The sequence below is a fragment of the Ignavibacteriales bacterium genome (assembly GCA_016700155.1).
In the GTDB taxonomy this organism is placed as follows: Bacteria; Bacteroidota; Ignavibacteria; order Ignavibacteriales; family Ignavibacteriaceae.
In genome coordinates, this window is sequence record CP065001.1 from 1,567,018 (window position 1) to 1,588,517 (window position 21,500).

A 21,500-nucleotide genomic window follows, 5' to 3' on the forward strand; every position below is an offset into this window, starting at 1 on the left:
CATTAAATCAAAAAAATAGGAGTTAATATGAATAGCCCTTTTTTAGTACAATTTAAGAAACAGAGGTCAAATGAAATTCTATTAAACTCAATAGAACTGAAATACGATTCTCAATTGAATTATAATATCTTAGAATCAAAAAATGATATCGAATTGCTGACAATGACCAAGACTTCAGTTGTCAAGAGTGAACAACCTGACGAGGATTCTGAAACATTAAGCAAAGATAAGTTGAATAGATTATACTCTCAAACAAAAATAATAACTGAGGTTAAAACTGAAAAGTCCGAAAATCTTGTAGAAGATTTAAGCTCTTCTCAATTAAACAAATTATATCTTCAGACAAAGACTATAACAAGAGTCAAATCAGAACAACCAGACGAAATAGAGGATAGTTTATTTCAGTTATTATTATCAACACAAACATTCACTAAAGCTATTGGCGAAGGTTCTGACGAAGATTAGTATGGATACTAAATTCATATTAATAGTATCCAATAAAAGAGATGTTACTACTGACCTTGTGGTTAAACGTCTTAGTCAATTAAATATTCCATTCAGAAGATTTAATACAGAAGAATTTCCTCAAAAAGTTAATTGTACATTAAACCTAACTAATTCTGAAACTGACATTCTAATATCTAATAACGACTGGGAAATGACTTACAATGATATAGCTAGTATTTGGTACAGAAGGCCAAAAATTTCCGATTTTACCAATACTAATTTGACACAAGATGAATTCAATTTTGCATTAAGAGAATCAAATTCCTTTCTTTTAAATTTATGGGCAATATTAAGGGACAAGACTTGGATTAACAATCCATTTGATTTATATATAGTTGAAAGAAAAGCATATCAATTAAAAGTAGCTGTTGCCGCTGGATTCACAATCCCAAACACTATAGTAACAAATGATTATACTGTCCTATTGAAGTTCATTGAAAATCATGCTGGAAGCATTGTTGCAAAACCAATTAGTCACGGCGGATTTGGTGACAACAACGAGTTTGCAATCTATACCAATGATTTGGGAAGTACTGAATATTCCCTCAATGAAGAATCTGTGAATTGTAGTCCTTTTATTGTCCAAGAAAAAATTACAGATAAAATTGATGTCAGAGTAACGATTTTTGGTTCTAAAGTATTTGCCCATAAAATACTTGTGAAGAATCAATCACTCGTAATTGATTGGCGTGTCTTACAACCTGACCAGCTATCTTACGAATTGATAGAAGTTCCTTGTGCATTGCAAAAATCTATAACACAATTTATGCAATTAACTAATTTAAAATATGGAGCTATGGATTTTGTAATAGATAAAAATAATAATTGGTTTTTTATTGAAATAAATCCAAATGGTCAATTTGCTTGGTTGGAAATAGCTAATGGTGATAAATTAATAGATTCATTAATAGATTTACTATGGACAAACAAAAATGAATTACGAAATCTTTGAAAAATGGTGGGAGTATTTTCTAGTAATATTCTGGGCTTTTTCACGCCCTTCAAATAAAAAATTGATGAAGTACGAACAGGTAACAAAGGAAGATTTGAAGATTAAATATGGTCCCAGAATTTCTGATGTATTAAACACAGATGATTTGGAAAAGATTAAAACTTTAACCGAATTTATTGACAATAAATATTTAGAAGAAGATGAAAGGAAAAAGACTATTGAAAACAAAGCTCATTCTTTAATTGGACAAACAAGTTTGGCAGTGTCATTCCTCTTAGCTGCTATTTCATTTGGTAGTACTCAAAATGATAATTTACCATTGTACTTTAAAATAATAGTTTGGTTATTATTTTTTCTAATCATTCTTAATTTCGTAACCGCTGGACTACACGCAAGGAATGTAGTCACTGCTTTGGAAGGTTTCGCGCATCATTCAATAGAAAATTTTTTCTACCCAGACAATAGTAAATATAATCTTCTCTTTGAAAAATTTTTTATGAGTGAGTATAACTTTTATCTTAATAATGTTAAAACAACATATTTACGGTTTTCACATTGGTATTTCAAATTTAGTTTTATAATTACGGTTATAGTTGCGCTTATATTGCCTCCATCAATAATGTTTGTCTATAATCAAGATTTAGAATTTGAATCACCAACTAAAACAAGTAATATAAAAGTGGAAAATTATTATTGGAATAAAAGTAAAACTAATGATTCTATTAGCATCAAAGAAGATTCAATAAAGCAAAAGTTAAGTGATGATACGTTATTAAATAAAAAAGCAGCTATTTGTGAATAAGGCAGAATTAAAAACAAAAATAGTGGAATCATTAAAAGGCGAAAAGGAGATAAATAGAATTATCATTTTCGGTTCTTTTAATAAAAGCGATTCACCTAATGATATTGATATTGCTGTCGTTCAGAACAGTAAGGAAAATTATCTTACTCTTGCTTTGAAGTACAGGAAATTGATAAGAAGTGTTTCCAGAGAAATTGCTGTTGACATATTCCCGGTAGTAGAAAAAAACGATAATAGTTTTTTTGCTTCTGAAGTTGCCTCAGGCGAAGTTATTTATGTTAGAGGAAATTGCTAACAACTATGAACAGTGATGAACTCCGCGAAAAAGTTTACCAGGGCGTTAAGCTTGCAATTGACAAGCTGATTGAAGAACGCGCCAAAGAAGACGGTTACCTGGTCATATCAAGAGACGATAAGATTATAAGAGTCCCGGCTAAAGAATTATTGAATGAGAGAGAAAAAGAAAATTCTAATCCTAAATAAGTCTTCTTAATCTTTAACCATTCTTTCATTCACCCATTCATCCAATCAACCACCCATTCAGCATTTCAACATAATCTTTTCAATTTCGTATTCACTTTATTCGTAAATTTGTACAACAATTACGGGATGTTATGGCAATTATAGAAACCAACAGTCTCTCAAAAACTTTTACCTCTACTTTTGGTAAAAAAACTGTTAACGCTTTAAATGAGTTCACACTCGCAATAGAACCGGGAACAATATTCGGTCTGCTTGGACCTAACGGCGCAGGTAAAACCACTCTTGTTAAAATTCTGCTCGGTATAACTTTCCCTACTTCAGGAACGGCGGCAATGTTCGGAAGTCCCTTAAATAATTACCAGATTAAAAAGAAAATCGGTTACCTGCCGGAGAATCATAAGTATCCTCCATACTTAACCGGCGGTGAAGTGCTGAACTTCTTCGGTAAGTTAAGCGGACTTGATGGAATTCATCTTTCAAAAAAAATAGATGAACTGCTTGAAATTATGCAGCTCGGCAAATGGAAAAAGATAAAAGTAAAAACGTATTCAAAAGGAATGATGCAGAGACTCGGTCTTGCTCAGGCAATGTTGAATGATCCCGATTTGATTTTCCTTGATGAACCGACAGACGGTGTTGATCCGATTGGAAGGAAAGAGATACGAGATATTCTCATCGACTTGAAGAATAAAAACAAAACGATATTTCTTAACAGTCACTTGTTATCAGAAGTTGAGTTGATCACTGACAGGGTCGGTATTCTTAACAAAGGAAAACTGCTTAAAGAAGGAACAGTAAAAGAACTAACTGAAAAGAAAGAAGAGTATAAACTTGAACTGGCTTCATCTATTGCGGATGAAAACCCGTTTGCAAGATTTAGTCTCGCAAAAATCACAGATGTAAGTTATACAGTTAGAGTTAACAGTGATGAAGAGTTGAATCATTTAATCGACCAGTTAAGAAATTCAAACCTGATGATAAAAGAAATCGTAAAACAAAAAACCACACTTGAAGATATGTTCATCTCGCTCATTAAGGAAGCTGACAAAGGAGTAAAATCATGAAAAACACCTGGCTTATTACATGGTTTACACTCCGCGAGGCAATGGCAAGAAAAGTTTTTATTTTCTTTGCTATAATTTCATTGCTGGTCATACTCGGATCAATTTTAATTTTCAGTGTTATCGATACCGAATCTCTCATAGGCGGGTTTGCAGTTGAAGGACAGGAACTTCAGCTTGCACAGATTGTAACCGCGCTTGAGTTAATTATAATATCTCCGTTAGCAGGACTTTGTCTGCTCCTCGCAATATTTTCAAGCGCCAGTTTCATTCCTAATATGCTGGAGAAGGGTAATATTGATCTGCTGCTTTCAAAACCTGTTTCGCGCACACAGTTGTTATGGGGCAAGTATTTCGGAGGAATTATTGTCGTCTTACTTAATATCGCGTTTCTGATTTTGGGAGTCTGGTTAACTATTTCTTTTAAATTAGGTTACTGGGACATTTCATTTCTCTCTGTAATATTTGTGGTTACATTCACATTTGCGGTACTTTATTCGATAATAGTATTATTTGGTGTTCTTACAAAAAGTTCAATATTCGGTATGATGGCGGCTTATTTCATATTCATCATTTTAAGTCCGTTGATGAATTTTGCGAACACACAATTAAAAGTTTTTGTTGAAAGTGAAACGATTCGCGGAATAATCAAAGTGATTTATTACATAGTTCCTAAAACTTCTGAGTTGATGGGACAGATAACGCTGAATCTCGCATCCGGAAAAGGAATAACTGACTTTCAACCTGTTTTAACATCGTTTTTATTTTTAATTTTAGTTATGGGAATTTCAAATTTTATTTTTGTGAAGAAAGATTTTTAATGTGATTAAGAAGATCGGTTTATTTTCGGCAGTTGCTCTGGTTCTGGTTTGGGGCTGCGGGGGAGAGGAAAAGAGAGATGCACTTACAGCAAAGCAGTGGCAGATAATATCTTACCTTCCGGTTGACACCGAGTTTCTTCTCTATATGAATCTTGATGAACTTCGCAGAACTGAATTTTGGGAACAATACTTTAAAACGTCAATCCAGAAAGCGCCAGGTAATAACTGGCTTAGTGAATTTGAAGTTCAAACAGGCATCGGAATAAAAAAGGGTATTGCCGGTATTTATGTAGCAACAACGTGGGATGATAACAACGTTTTTGTTGTTCAGTTCAGCGGGAATATTCAACCCGTTAAAGAGTATTTTAATAACGCCGGATATTTCAAGCCGGGTCAGGTTAATGATAAAAAATTCTATGAACTTAAATCGGGTTCCCAGTCAAAGTTTTATTTCGTGGATGATTCAACTCTTGTTGTCATGAATAGTTCTGCATACCTGATGTCACTGCTGGAACAGAAACGTCAGTCACTAAGAGAGAATACCAAATTTGTACGGCTGATACAGAACATTCAGAACAAACGTCACTATTTTCTTGTAACTGATAAGGGATCGTTTGCCGCAGCTTTGTTCGGACCGATTCTCGGACACAACAAAGATCTTCCGGTAAAGGAAATAATCGGTTCTATTACTTCAATCCATTTATCCGCTGAGTTTGATGACGGCGTATCAATTGAGTCTGTATGGGAATTCAATAACTCAAAGAACGCTTACCTTCTTGCAACAGCAATTAAAAGTGCAATCGCGGTCGGTATATTTGCGCAGAAAGATGTAACACTCGGAAAAATTGTTGAGGATATGACTATAAGCAGGTACGATACAAAAATAAAATTTACACTTGAACTTGAAAAAGATAAGCTGAATGAGATCAGGCATTCAACATTGAATAATAAATTGGATCTAAATTAATAAGGATAAAATATGCAGGGAGAAAATCTGAAACTTGAAGACCTGTTGGAAAAAACTAAATCTACCGATGGACAGGAAAGAATAAATAATATAGCTATTATCGGTGCGGGAGTTATGGGTCAGGGAATAGCCCAGACAATAGCCGCCGCCGGAATTGAAGTACTTCTCATTGAAAGAGATGTCAATCATCTTGAAAAAGCTAAGAGTTCACTAATTGAATATATCGACCGTGAAATAAAACGATGGGCTCTCACAACTTCGGAAAAGAAAGCGATACTGAGCAGGATTAACTGGTCTACCAACTATGATAAACTTGGCGAATGCGATCTTATAATTGAAGCTGTTGATGAAGACTTTGAACTGAAAAAAAATATTTTTCAGCATCTCGATAAACTTGTAAAAGACGATGTGATATTTGTATCGAACACATCAACATTAAGTCTTACAAAAATTGCTGAAGCTACCGGAAGACCGTCAAAGGTGATCGGGATGCACTTCTTAAACCCGGTACCAAAAATTCCGATGGTTGAACTTGTAAAGTGTCTTCACACTTCCAATGACACTGTTGAAGCTGTTAAAGTTTTTGCAGCGAGAATCGGTAAAACTCCTGTTGAAGTTTATGAATACCCGGGATTTGTTACTACAAGAGCAATTGTTCCATTGCTTAATGAAGCAATGCATATTCTGCTTGAAGGTGTGGCAACTGCAAAGGACATTGATACCGCGATGAAACTTGGTTACAATTTCCAGTATGGTCCGCTTGAAATGGCTGATATGATGGGACTCGATGAAGTTCTCGCCTGGATGGAAACTTTGTGGAAGACTTTAGGTGAGCCTCGTTACCGCGCCTGCCCGATTCTGCGTAAACTTGTAAGGGAAAGAAAACTCGGTAAAAAAACCGGCGAAGGTTTTTACAAATACAGTGAGAGCGGATTTATAATAGACACTAAGTGATGATAGAGTAAAATAAATTAAAGTTTATGATGCCTTGTCACACTGAGCCTGTCGAAGTGTGACGACATCTAGTACGTCAGTCTTCGATGCCCGGATGATACGGGAGAATGGCAAAAAGTGTTTGAGAAAAGTAGAAATCAATTAAGAAAAATATAGTTAGTATTCATTTATAGAAAAGAAAGATCATGAAAGTTTTAGTTCTAAATTGCGGAAGCTCTTCAATTAAGTACCAGTTCTTTGATACTGATAAAAAGGTTGCACTTGCCAAAGGTCTTGTTGAACGTATCGGAATGACCGGTGCTGTTCTAAGTCATACCAGATATGATGGCGACCAGATAAAAGTAGTTGGTGAAATCCTTGATCATGCAATCGCTATCGAATATGTTCTTGCGGTTATGTTAAGTAAAAATCACGGTGTGATTGATAACAAAGAAGATATTGAAGCGGTTGGTCACAGGGTTGTTCATGGCGGAGAAACATTCTCCGGTTCGGTTTATATAACTGACGAAGTTATTCAAGTGCTGCAGGATAATATTGAACTTGCACCTTTGCACAATCCGCCAAATATAAAAGGTATCCAGGCTGTTAAAAGAATAATGCCGGATACACCACAGTGCGGAGTATTTGATACAGCTTTCCACACAAAGATGCCTCCTAAAGCTTACCTTTATGGAATTCCTTATGAGCTTTACAAAAAATATAAAATCAGAAGATATGGATTTCACGGAACCTCCCATCTTTATGTAAGTAAACGCGCCGCTGAAATGATGGGGAAAGATTTAAGTGAATTAAAAATTATTACCGCACATCTCGGGAATGGCTGCAGTATGGCTGCTGTGGACAGGGGTGTTTCCGTTGATACAACAATGGGATTCACACCGCTCGAAGGTTTGTTAATGGGAACAAGAAGTGGTGACATTGATCCGTCAGTAATACTTTACATTATGGGTAAAGAAGGTTTGTCAATGAGTGAAGCAAACACACTTCTCAATAAACACAGCGGACTGATAGGCATAAGCGGTGAAAGCAGTGACATGCGCGAAATTCAGGCGGCGATAAAGGATGATCACAAACGCGCCAAATACGCTTTTGATATTTTCGTTTACAAAATCAAAAAATATGTCGGGGCTTATGCTGCTGCAATGGGCGGACTTGATGCGCTGGTATTCACAGGCGGCATCGGTGAAAATTCAGCAGAAGTAAGAAGTGAAGTTTGTAAGGATATGAAATTCATCGGGATTGAAATTGATGAAAATAAAAATGCCGCGAAGGAAGAACTTCTTTCAACAGCATCCTCCCCGACAAAAGTTTTCAGAATACCGACTAATGAAGAATTAGTTATTGCACTGGATACAAGTGCAATTGTAGCTGAGATGAAGGAGACAGCAAAATAAATTTTGATTTCTTCTTCATTTAATTAATAATCCGGATGAGCCTGGATAATTTTATTCAGGCTGATTTCTTTCTCATTCACATAAATTTTTTGAGGTGAGTTTATGGAACTGGGGTTGAAAGATAAAGTTGCCCTTGTTACAGCATCCAGTAAAGGCATAGGCAGAGCAGTAGCAGAAGGATTAATTGAAGAGGGTTGTAAAGTAGCCATCTGTTCACGAAGCAAGGATGATCTTGAAAGTGCTTCGTCAGAAATCAAACGCAAAACTAACTATGAACCGTTCTGGTGTGTTTGTGATCTCAGCAAACCAAAAGATATTGAATCCACTTTCACCACTGTCCACCAGCATTACGGGAAGATAGATATACTAGTTAACAATTGCGGCGGACCCGTCACCGGTTTCCTTAAAGAGCTTGATGAACAAAACTGGCTCGAAGCGTTTGACCAGGTTCTGATGAGTACAATAAGATTTTCAAAATTAGTTCTTCCTGAAATGATCTCACACGAATGGGGGAGAATAATCAACATCACTTCAATATCAGTTAAGCAGCCGATAGAAAACCTGATGCTTTCAAACACATACAGAAGCGGAATAATCGGTTTTACAAAATCACTCAGCAATGAATCAGCGAAGTATGGGATAACTGTCAACAGTGTGGCGCCGGGACATACATTAACGAGAAGAGCTTATGAGCTTGCTGTGAGTAAAGCAAAACTGACAGGAATGTCACACGAAGAAGTGCTTGCAGATATGGCAAAACAAATTCCCATGAACCGCCTGGCGGCACCTGAAGAGATTGCATCACTAGTAACTTTTCTTGCATCAACTAAAGCAGGATACATAACCGGCACCACGATTCATGTTGACGGCGGATTTGTTAAATCAGTGATGTAAAATTATCAGGGCTTTTGAATATCGAGTATCGAACAAGGAATTTCGAATGATGAAGTTTTAAAAGATAAATTTGTCAATGACACTTTTTCCTCATAGAAAGAGGACAGCAAAATGAAACAGCAAATTGAAATAGTAGTACCACCAGATAAGATTGGTAATCGTGATTACCAAAAATTGACAGCATCTCAAAAATTAAAAATCCCGCCTGAAGAAATAACTGCGGTTGTTCCAATTAAACGATCAATTGACGCACGCAGAAAAGAGCCTGTTTATCGTATACTCGTTGATGTCTATGTAAATGAAGAATCCGCAAAGTCCGAACTGAAATTCGATTATAAGAATGTTGAAAAAAGTAAAAGCGTAATTATTGTTGGCAGCGGTCCAGCAGGATTGTTTGCCGCATTAAAATTAATTGAGCTTGGAATTAAACCTGTTATTATCGAACGCGGCAAAGATGTTCAAAGCAGAAGGCGTGATCTTCGAGCGATACAACAGGAAAGTTTAGTCAATCCTGATTCTAACTATTGTTTTGGTGAAGGCGGTGCGGGCACTTACAGCGACGGCAAACTTTATACTCGTTCAAACAAACGCGGTGATGTAAACAGGATACTGGATATTTTTATTAATCATGGTGCCGATACTGATATTCGCGTTGACGCTCATCCTCATATCGGTTCAAACAAACTCCCAAAGATCGTTCAGAGTATTCGTGAGACAATTATTAATCATGGAGGAGAAATTGATTTTAATGAACGAGTAACCGACTTTATCGTAAATGATTCAGAAATGAAGGGTGTTGTTACAAACACGGGAAAAGAATTTGTTGGTGAAGCGGTTATACTTGCAACGGGACATTCGGCTAAAGACATTTTTTATCTGCTCCACAAACACAATATTTTTATCGAACCCAAACCATTCGCAATGGGAGTCCGCATTGAACATCCTCAAAAACTTATTGATGAAATTCAGTTTCACTCACCAGTGAGGAACGAAAACCTTCCAGCCGCTTCATATACATTAAAATGTGAAGTTGGGGAAAGGGGAGTGTTTTCATTTTGTATGTGTCCCGGCGGAATAATCGTTCCATCAGCAACAGCGAATGATGAAGTTGTTGTTAACGGAATGTCGTTATCAAGAAGAGATTCTCCATTTGCCAATTCAGGTTTTGTAGTTGAAGTAACAGAAAATGAATGGAAGAATTATGAATCAGAGTTTCCATTTTCAGGATTAAAACTTCAGATGGAACTTGAACAGAAAGCGTTCTTACTTGCTGAAAAATCCCAGCGGGCACCGGCACAGAGGGTTACTGATTTTGTAAAAGGAAAAATATCTTCAACACTACCTGACTCATCATACATCCCCGGTTTAACTACGGCATCACTTCACAAAGAGCTTCCGGATTTTATTTCATCAAGATTAAAAACTGCACTAAATATTTTTAATAAGAAGATGAAAGGATATTATACCGAAGAAGCAATCCTTGTTGGTGTTGAATCAAGGACAAGTTCACCAATCAGAATTCCAAGAGACAGAGAAACACTGATGCACACAAATGTAAGCGGACTTTTTCCTTGCGGAGAAGGTGCCGGCTACGCAGGCGGAATCGTATCAGCAGCTATTGATGGTGAGAATAGTGCAGAAGCAGTGAGAAAATTATTAACCAAAAAATTATGAACTTATTCCTTGGACGCTTTTCATTACTTTACTATCACAAACTTCTTAATATCACTGAATACAGGGATGTTGTTATCACTCTTTACCATCAACTGATATATATACACCCCGCTTGATAAATCACTGATCCCGGATACCTGATTCCGGATACCGGATGAATTGAACTCTACTTCATAATAACCTCCTGCCTGGTATTGATTTACTAAAACTGCTATTTGTTCTCCCTTTATGTCATATACATAGAGTTTTACATAACCCGATTCTTTTAACCTGTAACCAATGGTTGTTGATGGGTTAAACGGATTCGGATAGTTCTGATAAAGACGGTAGTCACTAATTGTAATTGGGTCATCATTCACTGATGTGATCTTTACTGCAATCTCTTCACTCACTTTTGATTCGTTTCCTTGATTATCAACTGCTATTAGTTTGTAATAATAAGTTTCAACATCAGGTGGTGTTAGATGTGAATATGCCGTATCTGTTAAACTTAAAACAAGTGTTGTGCTGTCTGCTGTAAATTCTGCAACTGTATCCCTGAAAAGTTTATACTCACTGAAATCTGCTTCTGTGTTCCTGTTCCATTTTACTGTTATCATTGCTGAATCATAAACTGCAATTAAATTCCTTGGTGGTCTTGGGGCTAAATCCTGGTAGTTATAAACTTCTCCATACAATCCTCCATATAGACCGATGTCTATCCTGCTGCTGTCTTTGTCTTTCATATTTGGGTCACCCGCGTCTATCAATGGAGAATATTTCTGCAAATGGAAATCCAGCTCGCCTTGTGTTGTGTCATCATTCACTATCATCGGGTCAACTGATAGGTTTGTACTGTCAGGTGTAAAGTTAGAATAATTTATTGTGTTGGTGTTCCATACATTATTGTATTGAATTAACGGATTGGGTTCTGTTGAATATTTTGCAATACCTGTGTTTGTTCCTGTTACAACATTGTGCTTTGCTACATTGGGTGCAGGTCCTATTACTATTCCTGTCCCGAGGTTTCCGGTTACATAATTATTCTGAAGATCAATGTATGGCACTCCGTTAATACGTATTCCTTCTACTCCACTTTCTGCATATATAAGATTATTGTAAACCTTTGCTGAGTCAGATACGTATAAACTTATTCCCCATTGACCGTGTCTCATTACAATTGTATTGTTTGCAATTATAGGTCTTGCACCTCCCAGTTGATCAATCCCTCGAATCCCAATTTCGTTTGTTTCTATATAGTTTGAATCAATGAGGGGAGTATAGGAATAATTAGAAGCACTTATTGATATACCAATTCCTTCGGGATAATTATGATAAATGTTATTGCAACGTACGATAGCATTTGAACTTGTAACATATATCCCAATTCTGTTACCTGTTGAAATATTTTTATAAACGATCCCATTTGTCCCAGCGGTTATTCCACTTATTCCATTTATTACTCTATTTTGAATGATCGAACAATTTCCCAATCCATAAATCGAACGTCCCATATCAGAATTTTGATAAACGATTACATAGAATCCTTGAAATAAACAACTATCGGCAACTTGAACTGCACGAAAAGATGAAGTAGTAACTAATTCTCTCGTATCAATTACACAACTATCCATCCCGGCACCAATAAGAGATAAGCCGGGAATCATAATTACCTGCTCTTTATAAACGCCGTTTGCCACATAAATAGTATCACCAACTTCAGCAATGTTAATTGCATTCTGTATGCTGTCAGCGGCAGTTTCCCAGCTTGTGTAGGGCGGTGTGCTGCTGCCGGTTTTGCTTACGTAGCGTGTAGTAGCGTGGCTAATGTATAATGTACAATTTACAATGTACAATGATAGAAGAAGAAGAAACATTTTTGGTTTCATAAAGTTACCCGTCAGTTTATAACCACTGGTTGTAACTTAATCTTTTATAAATTGATTTGCGAGAGTAGAATAAAAAAGGCGATTCAAATCGAACCGCCTTCATTCTTAACTCATAATTCTTAATTCTAAACTACTTCAAGTACATCATCTTAATTATCTGGGTGAATGTTCTTTCGGATGCTACCGATTCAGCCTGAAGTTTAGCGTAATATACTCCCGATGAAAATTGATCAGCATTCCATACAACTTCCGAACGTCCTGAGGTTTTTACCCCGTCAAATAATTCAGTAACAACTTCACCAAGTACATTAAGTATCTGAAGTTTTATCCTGCTTTCTTCAGGAAGATTAAATCTTATTGAAGTCGAAGGATTGAACGGATTCGGATAATTCTGCTCAAGAGTGTAATCCATCTTTTTCAGATCAAGATTTACAAACAGTTCTGAAGAGTAAGAGAAAGTTCCGTCAAAATCTATCTGCTTAAGTCTGTAACCGACTGATCCTTTAAAATCATTATCACCGAAATCATCTACATATTCATACGAAGAGCCGTCAGTTGTGGTTCCGTTTCCTTCAACATAACCTATCTTAGCCCAGTTGTTATTAAGGAACCGTTCTATTTCAAATCCACGGTTGTTTGTTTCACTTGCCGTTCTCCACTTTAATACAACTGAACTTTGCACAGCATTAGCGGTAAAAGAAGTCAGTTCAACAGGTACTGATGTTATTATTTCTGATGCCTGGTTGCTATAGCCGGAGTTGTCAGTTGAGTTGTATGCAAATACTCTATAAGTATATTGAACCGTATCATTCACACCCGCATTTGTGTAAGTAGTAACATTTGCACCGACTGAATCAATCAACACAAAACTTGTGGAAGATGTTTTCCTTTCAATCTTGAATCCAAGTTCGTTATTTGAATTATCATTCCATGTCAACTGAATACTGTTTGGAGGAACGGGAGTGGTCTGTAAGTTTGAAGGTGCAACTATTGCTGCAGTCGGCATGAATTTATATATACGGTCGTTACTTCCTGAAAAGGCACAAACGTAGAGTTCATTATTTTGATCCACACCAAATGAAACAGGGGATGCGGAGGCAGTCAACAGCAAAGTATTAACTGCGGGATTTATTCCATCATACTCAATTGACCATACTTTTCTTGAACCATAATCTGCGTAAATATATTTACCGTAAAGTCCGGGCACATTTGGACCACGATAAACAAATCCGCCTGTTACTGAATAACCTTCACTTCTTGGATAAACCCAAATGGGTGAAGTATAAATTTCATTACATCCGGCTGTGTTGTACGGAGCGTTGCCTTCATAACAGCGCCAGCCATAATTTTTACCGAGTTCGATCACATCTATTTCTTCATAAGCATTCTGACCTACATCACCGGTCCATAACCACCCGGTTTCCGAATCAAAACTGAATCGCCATGGGTTACGCATTCCTACTGCATAGATCTCTTCTTTAAATCCCTGAGTATTACCAGCGAAAGGATTGGTAGGTGGTATTGCATAGTTCAAAACACCCTGAGTTGAATTAACATCTATTCTTAAAATCTTTCCAAGCCATGCAGCTTTGTTCTGACCATAATTATCAGGATCACCGCCGCTTCCGCCGTCACCCATCGCGATGTATAAGTATCCATCAGGTCCGAATGAGGTTTGTCCGCCGTTGTGATTTGAATACGGCTGCGAAATTGTCATAAGATTTAATTCTGTGTTCTTATCTGCAGAATCAGGATTTGATGTTACCTGGAATCTTGAAACTTTTGTGTTTCGGGGACTTGAAGTCGTATAGTTTACATAGAAGTAACCGTTATTTTCATAGTCAGGATGAAACGCAAGACCAAGTAATCCCATTTCGCCGCCTGATGAAACACGGTCTGTTATATCAAGAAACACTTTTGTAGTTGTCGCATTAGGGTTGTTCTGAAAAACCCGGATAACACCCGCTTGTTCAACAATAAAAATGCGGTCTGTACCATCACCTGCGTTTTGAAAATCAACAGCATTGGTGAAAGTAAGATTTGGGAATGCGTCCTGTAACTGGTACTGGGCAGGTGTTTGAATATAAAAAGAAAAAAGAATTACGAATGATAGGAGTAGTTTACTTTTTATCCTTTCCAAGCTTACCTCTGGTTTGTTTTTGTTTATGTTTTTTTGTTTCAATCTTTTTGTAATCTTTTAATAGCTCAAGAAATTTATCCACGTCATACCCGGCATTTATGGAAATTGGTTTCAAAACTGTGAAGTCTGCTTTAGGCGGCTTCGTTGTTTTGCTGGTCCCTGATAAAGTGGATTTAGATTTTTTCTTGCTTGCTGTGGTAGCCGGTTTTACGATTTTTTTGTCAGATTTTTTCTGAACTGAAAAAATACCGGTGAGAATTGTCAGCCATTGTACGAACGATTCAAATCTTTCTTTATTAAAGTACCTGATACCGTCGTATTCATTAACTAACAGCAAGTTAAAGATTACATCATTTGAAAACAAATCAGAAATAAATGTAACAAGAGGTTGTTGGTTAGTTGATTTTTTAGTTGAAATGGGTTTTAATTTTTTGCTCTTAACAATATTTGATTGATCCCCATTTAGTTTTTCTAACGAACTTATAAAACGAGGATCAAGAAAAACTTTTATTAACTGAATTCGTGAACTTACGGCTTCATTATCATCTCCGGTTGAATTGAATAACGATTCCAAAAATTTATTCAGCAATATTTTTTCAAAAAGGACTCTGCCGTACGCAGAGTCAGATATAGTTTTTATCATTAATTGTTTCAGCAGGCAATAAAGTATCATGAACAATTGATTGTTTTTGCTGCCTGTTAAAAATTCTTTTTCATCGGAATCTTTTTTCGTAATTGCTTTGAGATAGGTAGAAACCTTGCCAGTCTCATTTTTAAAATTATTATATAATTTCCCTGGTTCTTCAAGAGTAGTTTCTTTGGAAAACTCACTTACTAATTTTTCAAACTCGACAGGGATTGCAGAAACATCTTCCGACTTACTCTTTTTTATTTTTTTTGTTGGAGAAGGCGAAAAAGTTTTGTCTGATAATTCTTTGAACGAATCGCTGTTTATATAATTATTCAGCGCGTTGTGGATTGGTTCGTTCTCAAGTTCCTTAATAAGTCTGTCTATTGATTCAACGCCTTTATTACTAATTCTTCTGTATAACTCTTCAAATTTTCCATCCGCATCATAAACTTCGCTGAAGTCAAGGAAGATTTTATATTGGTAACCTCGAAGATTTGTGTGGAAACCGTGATCTGAAATTTCTCTTCCAGAAAAAAGATATTGAAGATTAGTCTTGTGTTCGCGGCAGATATAATAAAACTTAGAGGAAGACTTAAATCCAAGTGCTGACGCAACCCGCACAAAACCATTCTGGTATTCAGTTGATTCACTATAAGCTTTCGCTACAGAAAAATTAATTGTTCCCTTACATTCATTATATGAATTGTTGTAGAGAACAAGTGCAACTTCACTTCCAGCTCTGTTTGTATATGCGTATACATTTTCGTTTATGTTGCCGTGACTATCTATGAAATCATAGAGCTGGAAAAATCCTGCCTGGCTGAACAAATATCTTTTCTTTAACAGAGGAAATATTTCCTGCTGATGCTGCCATATCAAATGCTGGTCTGGAATTTCATTGTAGTAAGCCCGCTTATATTCCATTCCATATTTTTCAGAGAAACCTTCAACTTGTCCGTGACCGAACATCGGAAGTCCGGGAAGAGTGATCATCATCAAAGAAACACCGAAATATTTATCGCCTTTACCGAACTGGTTAACCGCTGTTTCTTCATCGGGGTTGCTCATAAAGTTGACGTATCTTTTAAGAATTTCAGGATTGAAATCCAATGTGTTTTTTACAAGCAGCCGGTACTTTTCATTTTCCTCCTTCATCATCATGTGCATGAACGCGCTGTTGTAAACGCGGTGCATACCAAGTGTTCTTACAAAATAACTTTCCATTAACCAGAATGCTTCGGCAAGCAGAAGAGTGTTAGGCATTTCAGCATTTATCCGGTCAACAACCTCACGCCAGAATTCAACCGGAAAAAAATCATCGAATGATCCTCTTGTCATTGAAAAATCCGAACGCGAAGGAATAGCTCCGCCTGAGCCGGGTTGCGGATACCACAAACGCTGATAATGTTTTTTTGCGAGAGTCATAGCTGCGTCAAATCTTATGATGGGAGTTTTCCTCGCGACATGCATTATCGTCTGTATGAGTGATTCTCTTACTTCAGGATTCAATAAGTTAAGCTGAGCTGTGTCATTCCACGGCATGTTTGTTCCGTCGTTACCGTGATAAATATATTTTGCGCTGCCTGTATATGAATCAACTCTCTGGAAGACTACAGCAGCATCTGCTCTTGAATAATATTTATCTTCAATCCTTACCTGCACACGCTCATCTTCTGAAAGATTCGGACCAGTGAATGAGTACGATGGATAGGGCTTATCATCACGTTGTATAAAATAGTCTGGTTTTTCGACAACCCATTTTGAATAAATGCCAGTGTGATTCGGAACCATATCGCTTGCCATTCTGATTCCGCGTAACATTGCGCGGTGTTTCAGATTATTAAACGCATCTTCTCCGCCAAGTTCAGAAGCTATCACATAATCAAATAAGGAATATGCTGATGATGTTGCATCTGTATTACCGGTAAGCTGTTTAATTTTTTTTGAAGCTGAACTTCTTTCCCAAATTCCGATTAACCAGAGGCATGTGAAATTCCATTTTGCAAGATCATCGAGTTCTTCATCAGGAACCTGATCTAATGTTGAAATATTTCTGTGGTATTTTTTTGAAAGCTGGTCAAGCCAGACGAACGTGTTCTTTGCCAGCATTACTACCTGCGGCATCCATTGGGTGTCTTCCGTAAACTTTTCGATCTCGCTGTAATAAAAAAGATGTTCGTCAGATGTAAGTGTTTGCCCTGATTCCAATTTCGTTTTCAGTTCTTCAAAATATTTTGAATCGAATTCATAAACCGGCACTGGCGGCGTTGCTTTTTCCCCGCCTCCGTGCTGCACAAAGATCTTGTAGTCTTCTTTTATTAAATCACTGCTTTTTAAAATTATGTCGATGAGATTTTCCGGAATGTACAACCCCCATTTTTCTTTAATGAATATCAATTGCTGTTCAATATCAAACGGGTTTGTAATAATTGGTCTTTTCAGAAAGTTAAATAAGGATAAATTATCCGAACCAACTGGCTTTTCGCTGTCAAAAAAAACTTCGGTCTGCTCGATGACTTTTTTATAGCTTGTTGAGTCCGCTAATATTTTATCAGAATAAAATTCACTTAACCTGTTTGTCGCAGGATTAATATTTTCAAGATGCAGGAGAATTATTTCTTCAATAATTATTTCTCTGTTCGGTTTGCCGGATGTTTGTCCTTCAAGATATTCTTCGGCTGTAACATCATTCTTAAATACAGTGACAGGTGGGAACTCTTCGATAAATTTTAAAAGTGTGCTATTAACTTCATCTTCAGATAAACCGTCACTTAGAAAATTTAATGCTTTTGAAAATACTCCCGGGTTTTGATCTTCTTCATATTTCCTGATAACAAGATGAAATAGTTCATGCAGCAATCCAAGCGCGTTTATATTTCCCGGTGTTACAAGATAATCAACATCGCCTTCCGATCTTCTTACAGCATTTATTTTTTCAGAAACTTCTCTTGCAAGAGGGAAGTTTGAAATAATAAGATTACCTATTAATGAGAATAAGGAATCTTCAAACTGGTATTTAACTCTGGAATTTTTGCTGACGTGAAAATCGTATGTAGTCATTTTAATGGAGTTATTTGGTTAACAAAATTTTGTGCAAAAACTATCAACACAACTCTGATTAAAATAATGATTAATGGTTTTAAATGAAGCGTTTGCTGATTAACTATATTAATTATTCAACCGGATGAAATGCAACGCTTGAACCCACCCAGGTTTTATTTTTGTTGAAGTCGACTCCCATCATTTTGCCTTTGCTCATCCGGATGAGATTGTTGACGAGCAAAGGCTCATCTTTCCAGAGGAACATCATTCTTATTTCAACTTTGGAATATCCGTCGGGAGTTTTTATAAGCGGTGCGTATTCAATTTTTTTCTGAAGAATATAGTTAGATCTGTCCGTGATTGAATCAAGAAGTTCTTTTGTAACATCAACTTCAACTCCTGAACCCGCGAATGAAAAGAGAGGTTTAAGAACATAATTTTTCAGATCAGCAGGATATTCATTCAATTCATTCAGGAAAAAACACGAAGGTGAATATTTATTTTTTAAGAGTGGAAGAGAAAATTTACTTATCCTGAAAAACCAGTTAGGATGTCCAGCCCAGCTAATATCAAGGTCATTCTTAAAGTCAAAGTTGTATTTAATCTCTTTGCGGATCAGTTCATCAAAAATAACGCGGTTGTAAATTCTCTTTATCTGAATTTCGTGTCCATCGTTATTGTAAAAAAGTTTATTGCCCTTTTTTGTGATCTTAGTTATACAAACAGGTTTTATACCGACATACTTTTCAGTCGCGGCAAAATCAATTCTTGTTTTTTGCTTTTCAGGTTCTATTTCAAGAAGAATAACATTCTCAGGATTGTTGCCGTCGAGTATAACTTCTTCAAGAAAGTTCACATAAGAATTAAAATCGTACCCGCTGAAATAGCTTGTGAAGTCTTCGGGAATATTAAAATGATTTCTAATTATATCTGCAAAGTAAGCCTGGAAACAATACAGTGATGGAAATCCCTGCAATTCAATTAATTGTGGAATGAAACCGCCTTTTCCATCTTCACAAATTGCAAAGTCAATCTGAAGGAAGAGCGGATGTTCATCTTCATTCGGAACAAACAGGGAAGCAGGTACTGCGTCATTTGATCTTTTAATGAATTCAGGAGTTTTAATCTGATTGATTATTTCAGCACAGGCATTTTGTAATTCCGCAGAAAATTCTTTTGAAAGGAATAAAGGTGTTTCAGAAACCCTGAAATCAGTCGGATATTGTAAACCGGAATCAAGAGCCTTTAAAAAATTATTGTAAGCCGTTTCATTAAAGTTTGAATTGAATTCTTCCCTGAGCTTAGGAATCATGAAATCTCTTTCAGATAAGTTGTGGTATTAAATGTTTACTGAAGTAAGTTCTTCAATTGCGTTCCTCAGAAAATTTGGAAGAACAGTTTTGCGAGTCAATTTTATTTTGTCAGGCTGTTCGAGTAAGTCGATCATTTCAAAATACTTTGCTTCACCATATAATTTTACAACATGATCTTTTCGTTCCTGCTGTTTTAAATGATAGATCATACTATCAGGATCAGCTTCAGGGTGAAACTGAGTTCCGGCAATTTCATTTGATATTCTTACACTCATAATCGCGCGTTCATGTTTTTCTTCTTCGGGAGCTATTTCGGTGGCGATGATTTTTGCACCAAGTTCATCAAATACTTTTTTATCTGGTTGAACAACCTGGAACTGCCTGAAATCAGCGCTGTAAAACGGGTTTGACAGATCTTTTAAAAGAATATCATTTGAACCGTCATCTGTTCTGTTAACCGGAAGAACACCGAATGATTTTATTTTGCGTTCAGTGACTTCAGCAAATTTGAAATGTCTCGCCATCATCTGGAATGAATGGCAAATAAAGAAAATATATTTTTTTTGATCGTTGTTTTGATTGTGATTCCAGATTTCATCCAGCAGATTAAAATATTTTCTTTCCCAATCAGTTCCTTCACCTTCAAAGGGACTTCCGGGTCCTCCCGAAGAAATATAAATGTCATAATCTAACGAGGGAATTTCCGACTTATATCTTGTTTCATAAATATCATAACTCACTGACGGACCATCATTTCTCTTATCCTGATCTGAAACAATTTCCTTAATACAACGCATACCTTCATTTACTTCATTGTTATAAAGATCAATGATCGAAACTTTTATTTTATTCTGATTCATCACTTCCTATTTTTCTTATTTGTTAATCAAGACCGATATGAGTTTCTTCTATTATATAGTCCACGACATTTTTAGCATCATAAGATTGTTCCCACACATCAAGCTGCCTGTCGGCTCCGGTACCCATTTCAAATATTTTATAGATTTTTTTGACTTCCTCTCTTGAATTGAGTTCATCAAGAACATCATCAACGAATTCGAGTAATTCATCTGTCAGCAACCTGAAATCAACTTCCTGCTTTTTACCGAAGTCAATCAATTTACTCTGAATACCATAACGCGCAGCACGCCATTTATTTTCGGCAATAAGAGCACGGCGATAAAGTCTGAATCCTAAATTCTGTTTTATCAGTTTATGAAGTTTCGCAACAACAGCCTGAATCAAAGCTGTGATAGCAATGGTTTCATCAACACGCATTGGTATGTCGCAAATCCTGAATTCGAGTGTTTCAAAAACGGGATGCGCGCGTATATCCCACCATATTTTTTTAGCGTTATCTATGCAATTCGTTTTGATTAATAAATTTACGTAGTTGTCGTACTCAGCAAGGCTGCCGAAGTAATCAGGAATTCCTGTTCTGGGGAATCTATCAAATACTTTACTTCTGTAAGATTTAAATCCTGTGTTCCTTCCTAACCAGAATGGTGAGTTAGTTGACAACGCAAAAATATGAGGAAGAAAATATCTCGCAGCGTTCATAATGTGAATTGCAGTTTCTCTGTCATCAACACCAACATGTACATGAAGACCGAAAATTAAATTAGCACGTGCAACCTGCTGCATATCACTAACGATTGCTTTGTATCTCGGATTGGAAGTTATCTTCTGATCTTTCCAGTGTGAAAAAGGATGAGTCCCGGCAGCGGCTATTCGCAATCCGTTTCGTTTGGCAAGTCCAGCAAGATCTTTTCTGAGTTTGGTAACCTGTCTTCTTGCATCATGAATATCTGAACAAACATCTGTTCCCATCTCAACAACTGACTGATGCATTTCAGGTTTTACATTTTCAGCAAGAATTAATTTACCATCATCAAGTATTTGCTGGATATGTGATTTTAGCTCCCGAGTTACGGGGTCAATTATCTGGAATTCTTCTTCCACACCGAGAGTGAACAAGCCAGGCTCTGTCATATTTT

General features: G+C 36.5%; 18 protein-coding genes. 12 read left to right on the top strand and 6 right to left on the bottom strand.

The window, feature by feature from the left end; genetic code table 11:
* Nucleotides 1-27 precede the first annotated feature (27 nt).
* From IPM56_06440 to IPM56_06495, 12 genes are all read left to right on the top strand, one after another.
* Nucleotides 28-465: a hypothetical protein gene (locus IPM56_06440; protein QQS37588.1), complete on the top strand. Its 438-nt coding sequence runs from the start codon at nt 28-30 to the stop codon at nt 463-465.
* A gap of 1 nt (nt 466) precedes the next feature.
* Nucleotides 467-1,459: a hypothetical protein gene (locus tag IPM56_06445; protein QQS37589.1), complete on the top strand. Its 993-nt coding sequence runs from the start codon at nt 467-469 to the stop codon at nt 1,457-1,459.
* On the top strand, nt 1,440-2,261 hold the full coding sequence (locus tag IPM56_06450; GenBank protein QQS37590.1) for a hypothetical protein: 822 nt from the start codon (nt 1,440-1,442) through the stop codon (nt 2,259-2,261). Before IPM56_06445 ends, IPM56_06450 begins: the two co-directional genes overlap by 20 nt.
* Nucleotides 2,254-2,556: a nucleotidyltransferase domain-containing protein gene (locus tag IPM56_06455; protein ID QQS37591.1), complete on the top strand. Its 303-nt coding sequence runs from the start codon at nt 2,254-2,256 to the stop codon at nt 2,554-2,556. Before IPM56_06450 ends, IPM56_06455 begins: the two co-directional genes overlap by 8 nt.
* Nucleotides 2,557-2,561: 5 nt before the next feature.
* Entirely contained in the window at nt 2,562-2,744 is a 183-nt protein-coding gene (locus IPM56_06460) for a hypothetical protein (protein ID QQS37592.1), read from the top strand.
* Between the two features lie 131 nt (nt 2,745-2,875).
* Nucleotides 2,876-3,808: an ABC transporter ATP-binding protein gene (locus tag IPM56_06465; protein QQS37593.1), complete on the top strand. Its 933-nt coding sequence runs from the start codon at nt 2,876-2,878 to the stop codon at nt 3,806-3,808.
* The gene (locus IPM56_06470) at nt 3,805-4,626 is read left to right on the top strand and encodes an ABC transporter permease subunit (protein QQS37594.1); all 822 of its coding nucleotides are present in this window, start codon (nt 3,805-3,807) and stop codon (nt 4,624-4,626) included. Before IPM56_06465 ends, IPM56_06470 begins: the two co-directional genes overlap by 4 nt.
* Before the next feature lies 1 nt (nt 4,627).
* On the top strand, nt 4,628-5,593 hold the full coding sequence (locus IPM56_06475) for a hypothetical protein (GenBank protein ID QQS37595.1): 966 nt from the start codon (nt 4,628-4,630) through the stop codon (nt 5,591-5,593).
* Nucleotides 5,594-5,605: 12 nt separating this feature from the next.
* Complete coding sequence (locus tag IPM56_06480) at nt 5,606-6,547, top strand: NAD(P)-binding domain-containing protein (GenBank protein ID QQS37596.1); 942 nt, start codon at nt 5,606-5,608, stop codon at nt 6,545-6,547.
* Between the two features lie 185 nt (nt 6,548-6,732).
* On the top strand, nt 6,733-7,941 hold the full coding sequence (locus IPM56_06485; GenBank protein QQS37597.1) for an acetate kinase: 1,209 nt from the start codon (nt 6,733-6,735) through the stop codon (nt 7,939-7,941).
* A gap of 102 nt (nt 7,942-8,043) precedes the next feature.
* Nucleotides 8,044-8,835 carry an SDR family oxidoreductase gene (locus IPM56_06490; GenBank protein ID QQS37598.1) on the top strand — a complete coding sequence of 264 codons (792 nt, stop codon included), beginning with the start codon at nt 8,044-8,046 and terminating at the stop codon, nt 8,833-8,835.
* Between the two features lie 111 nt (nt 8,836-8,946).
* A complete protein-coding gene (locus tag IPM56_06495) occupies nt 8,947-10,509 on the top strand; it encodes an FAD-dependent monooxygenase (protein QQS37599.1) in 1,563 nt (520 codons plus the stop codon).
* A 23-nt stretch (nt 10,510-10,532) separates the two neighbouring features.
* Here the strand turns inward: IPM56_06495 and IPM56_06500 are convergent, their stop codons facing one another.
* The 6 genes from IPM56_06500 to IPM56_06525 all read right to left on the bottom strand — a co-directional run bounded on the left by IPM56_06500 (nt 10,533) and on the right by IPM56_06525 (nt 21,495).
* Nucleotides 10,533-12,377 carry a right-handed parallel beta-helix repeat-containing protein gene (locus tag IPM56_06500; GenBank protein QQS37600.1) on the bottom strand — a complete coding sequence of 615 codons (1,845 nt, stop codon included), beginning with the start codon at nt 12,375-12,377 and terminating at the stop codon, nt 10,533-10,535.
* Nucleotides 12,378-12,507: 130 nt separating this feature from the next.
* Nucleotides 12,508-14,559: a PQQ-dependent sugar dehydrogenase gene (locus tag IPM56_06505; GenBank protein QQS37601.1), complete on the bottom strand. Its 2,052-nt coding sequence runs from the start codon at nt 14,557-14,559 to the stop codon at nt 12,508-12,510.
* The gene (locus tag IPM56_06510; GenBank protein QQS37602.1) at nt 14,498-18,208 is read right to left on the bottom strand and encodes an alpha-amylase; all 3,711 of its coding nucleotides are present in this window, start codon (nt 18,206-18,208) and stop codon (nt 14,498-14,500) included. Before IPM56_06510 ends, IPM56_06505 begins: the two co-directional genes overlap by 62 nt.
* A 112-nt stretch (nt 18,209-18,320) precedes the next feature.
* Complete coding sequence (locus tag IPM56_06515) at nt 18,321-19,502, bottom strand: hypothetical protein (GenBank protein QQS37603.1); 1,182 nt, start codon at nt 19,500-19,502, stop codon at nt 18,321-18,323.
* Between the two features lie 27 nt (nt 19,503-19,529).
* Nucleotides 19,530-20,363: a GMP synthase gene (locus IPM56_06520; protein ID QQS37604.1), complete on the bottom strand. Its 834-nt coding sequence runs from the start codon at nt 20,361-20,363 to the stop codon at nt 19,530-19,532.
* 22 nt (nt 20,364-20,385) lie between these two features.
* Nucleotides 20,386-21,495, bottom strand: coding sequence for a carboxylate-amine ligase (locus IPM56_06525; GenBank protein ID QQS37605.1), 1,110 nt, complete (start codon nt 21,493-21,495; stop codon nt 20,386-20,388).
* Nucleotides 21,496-21,500: the final 5 nt, after the last annotated feature.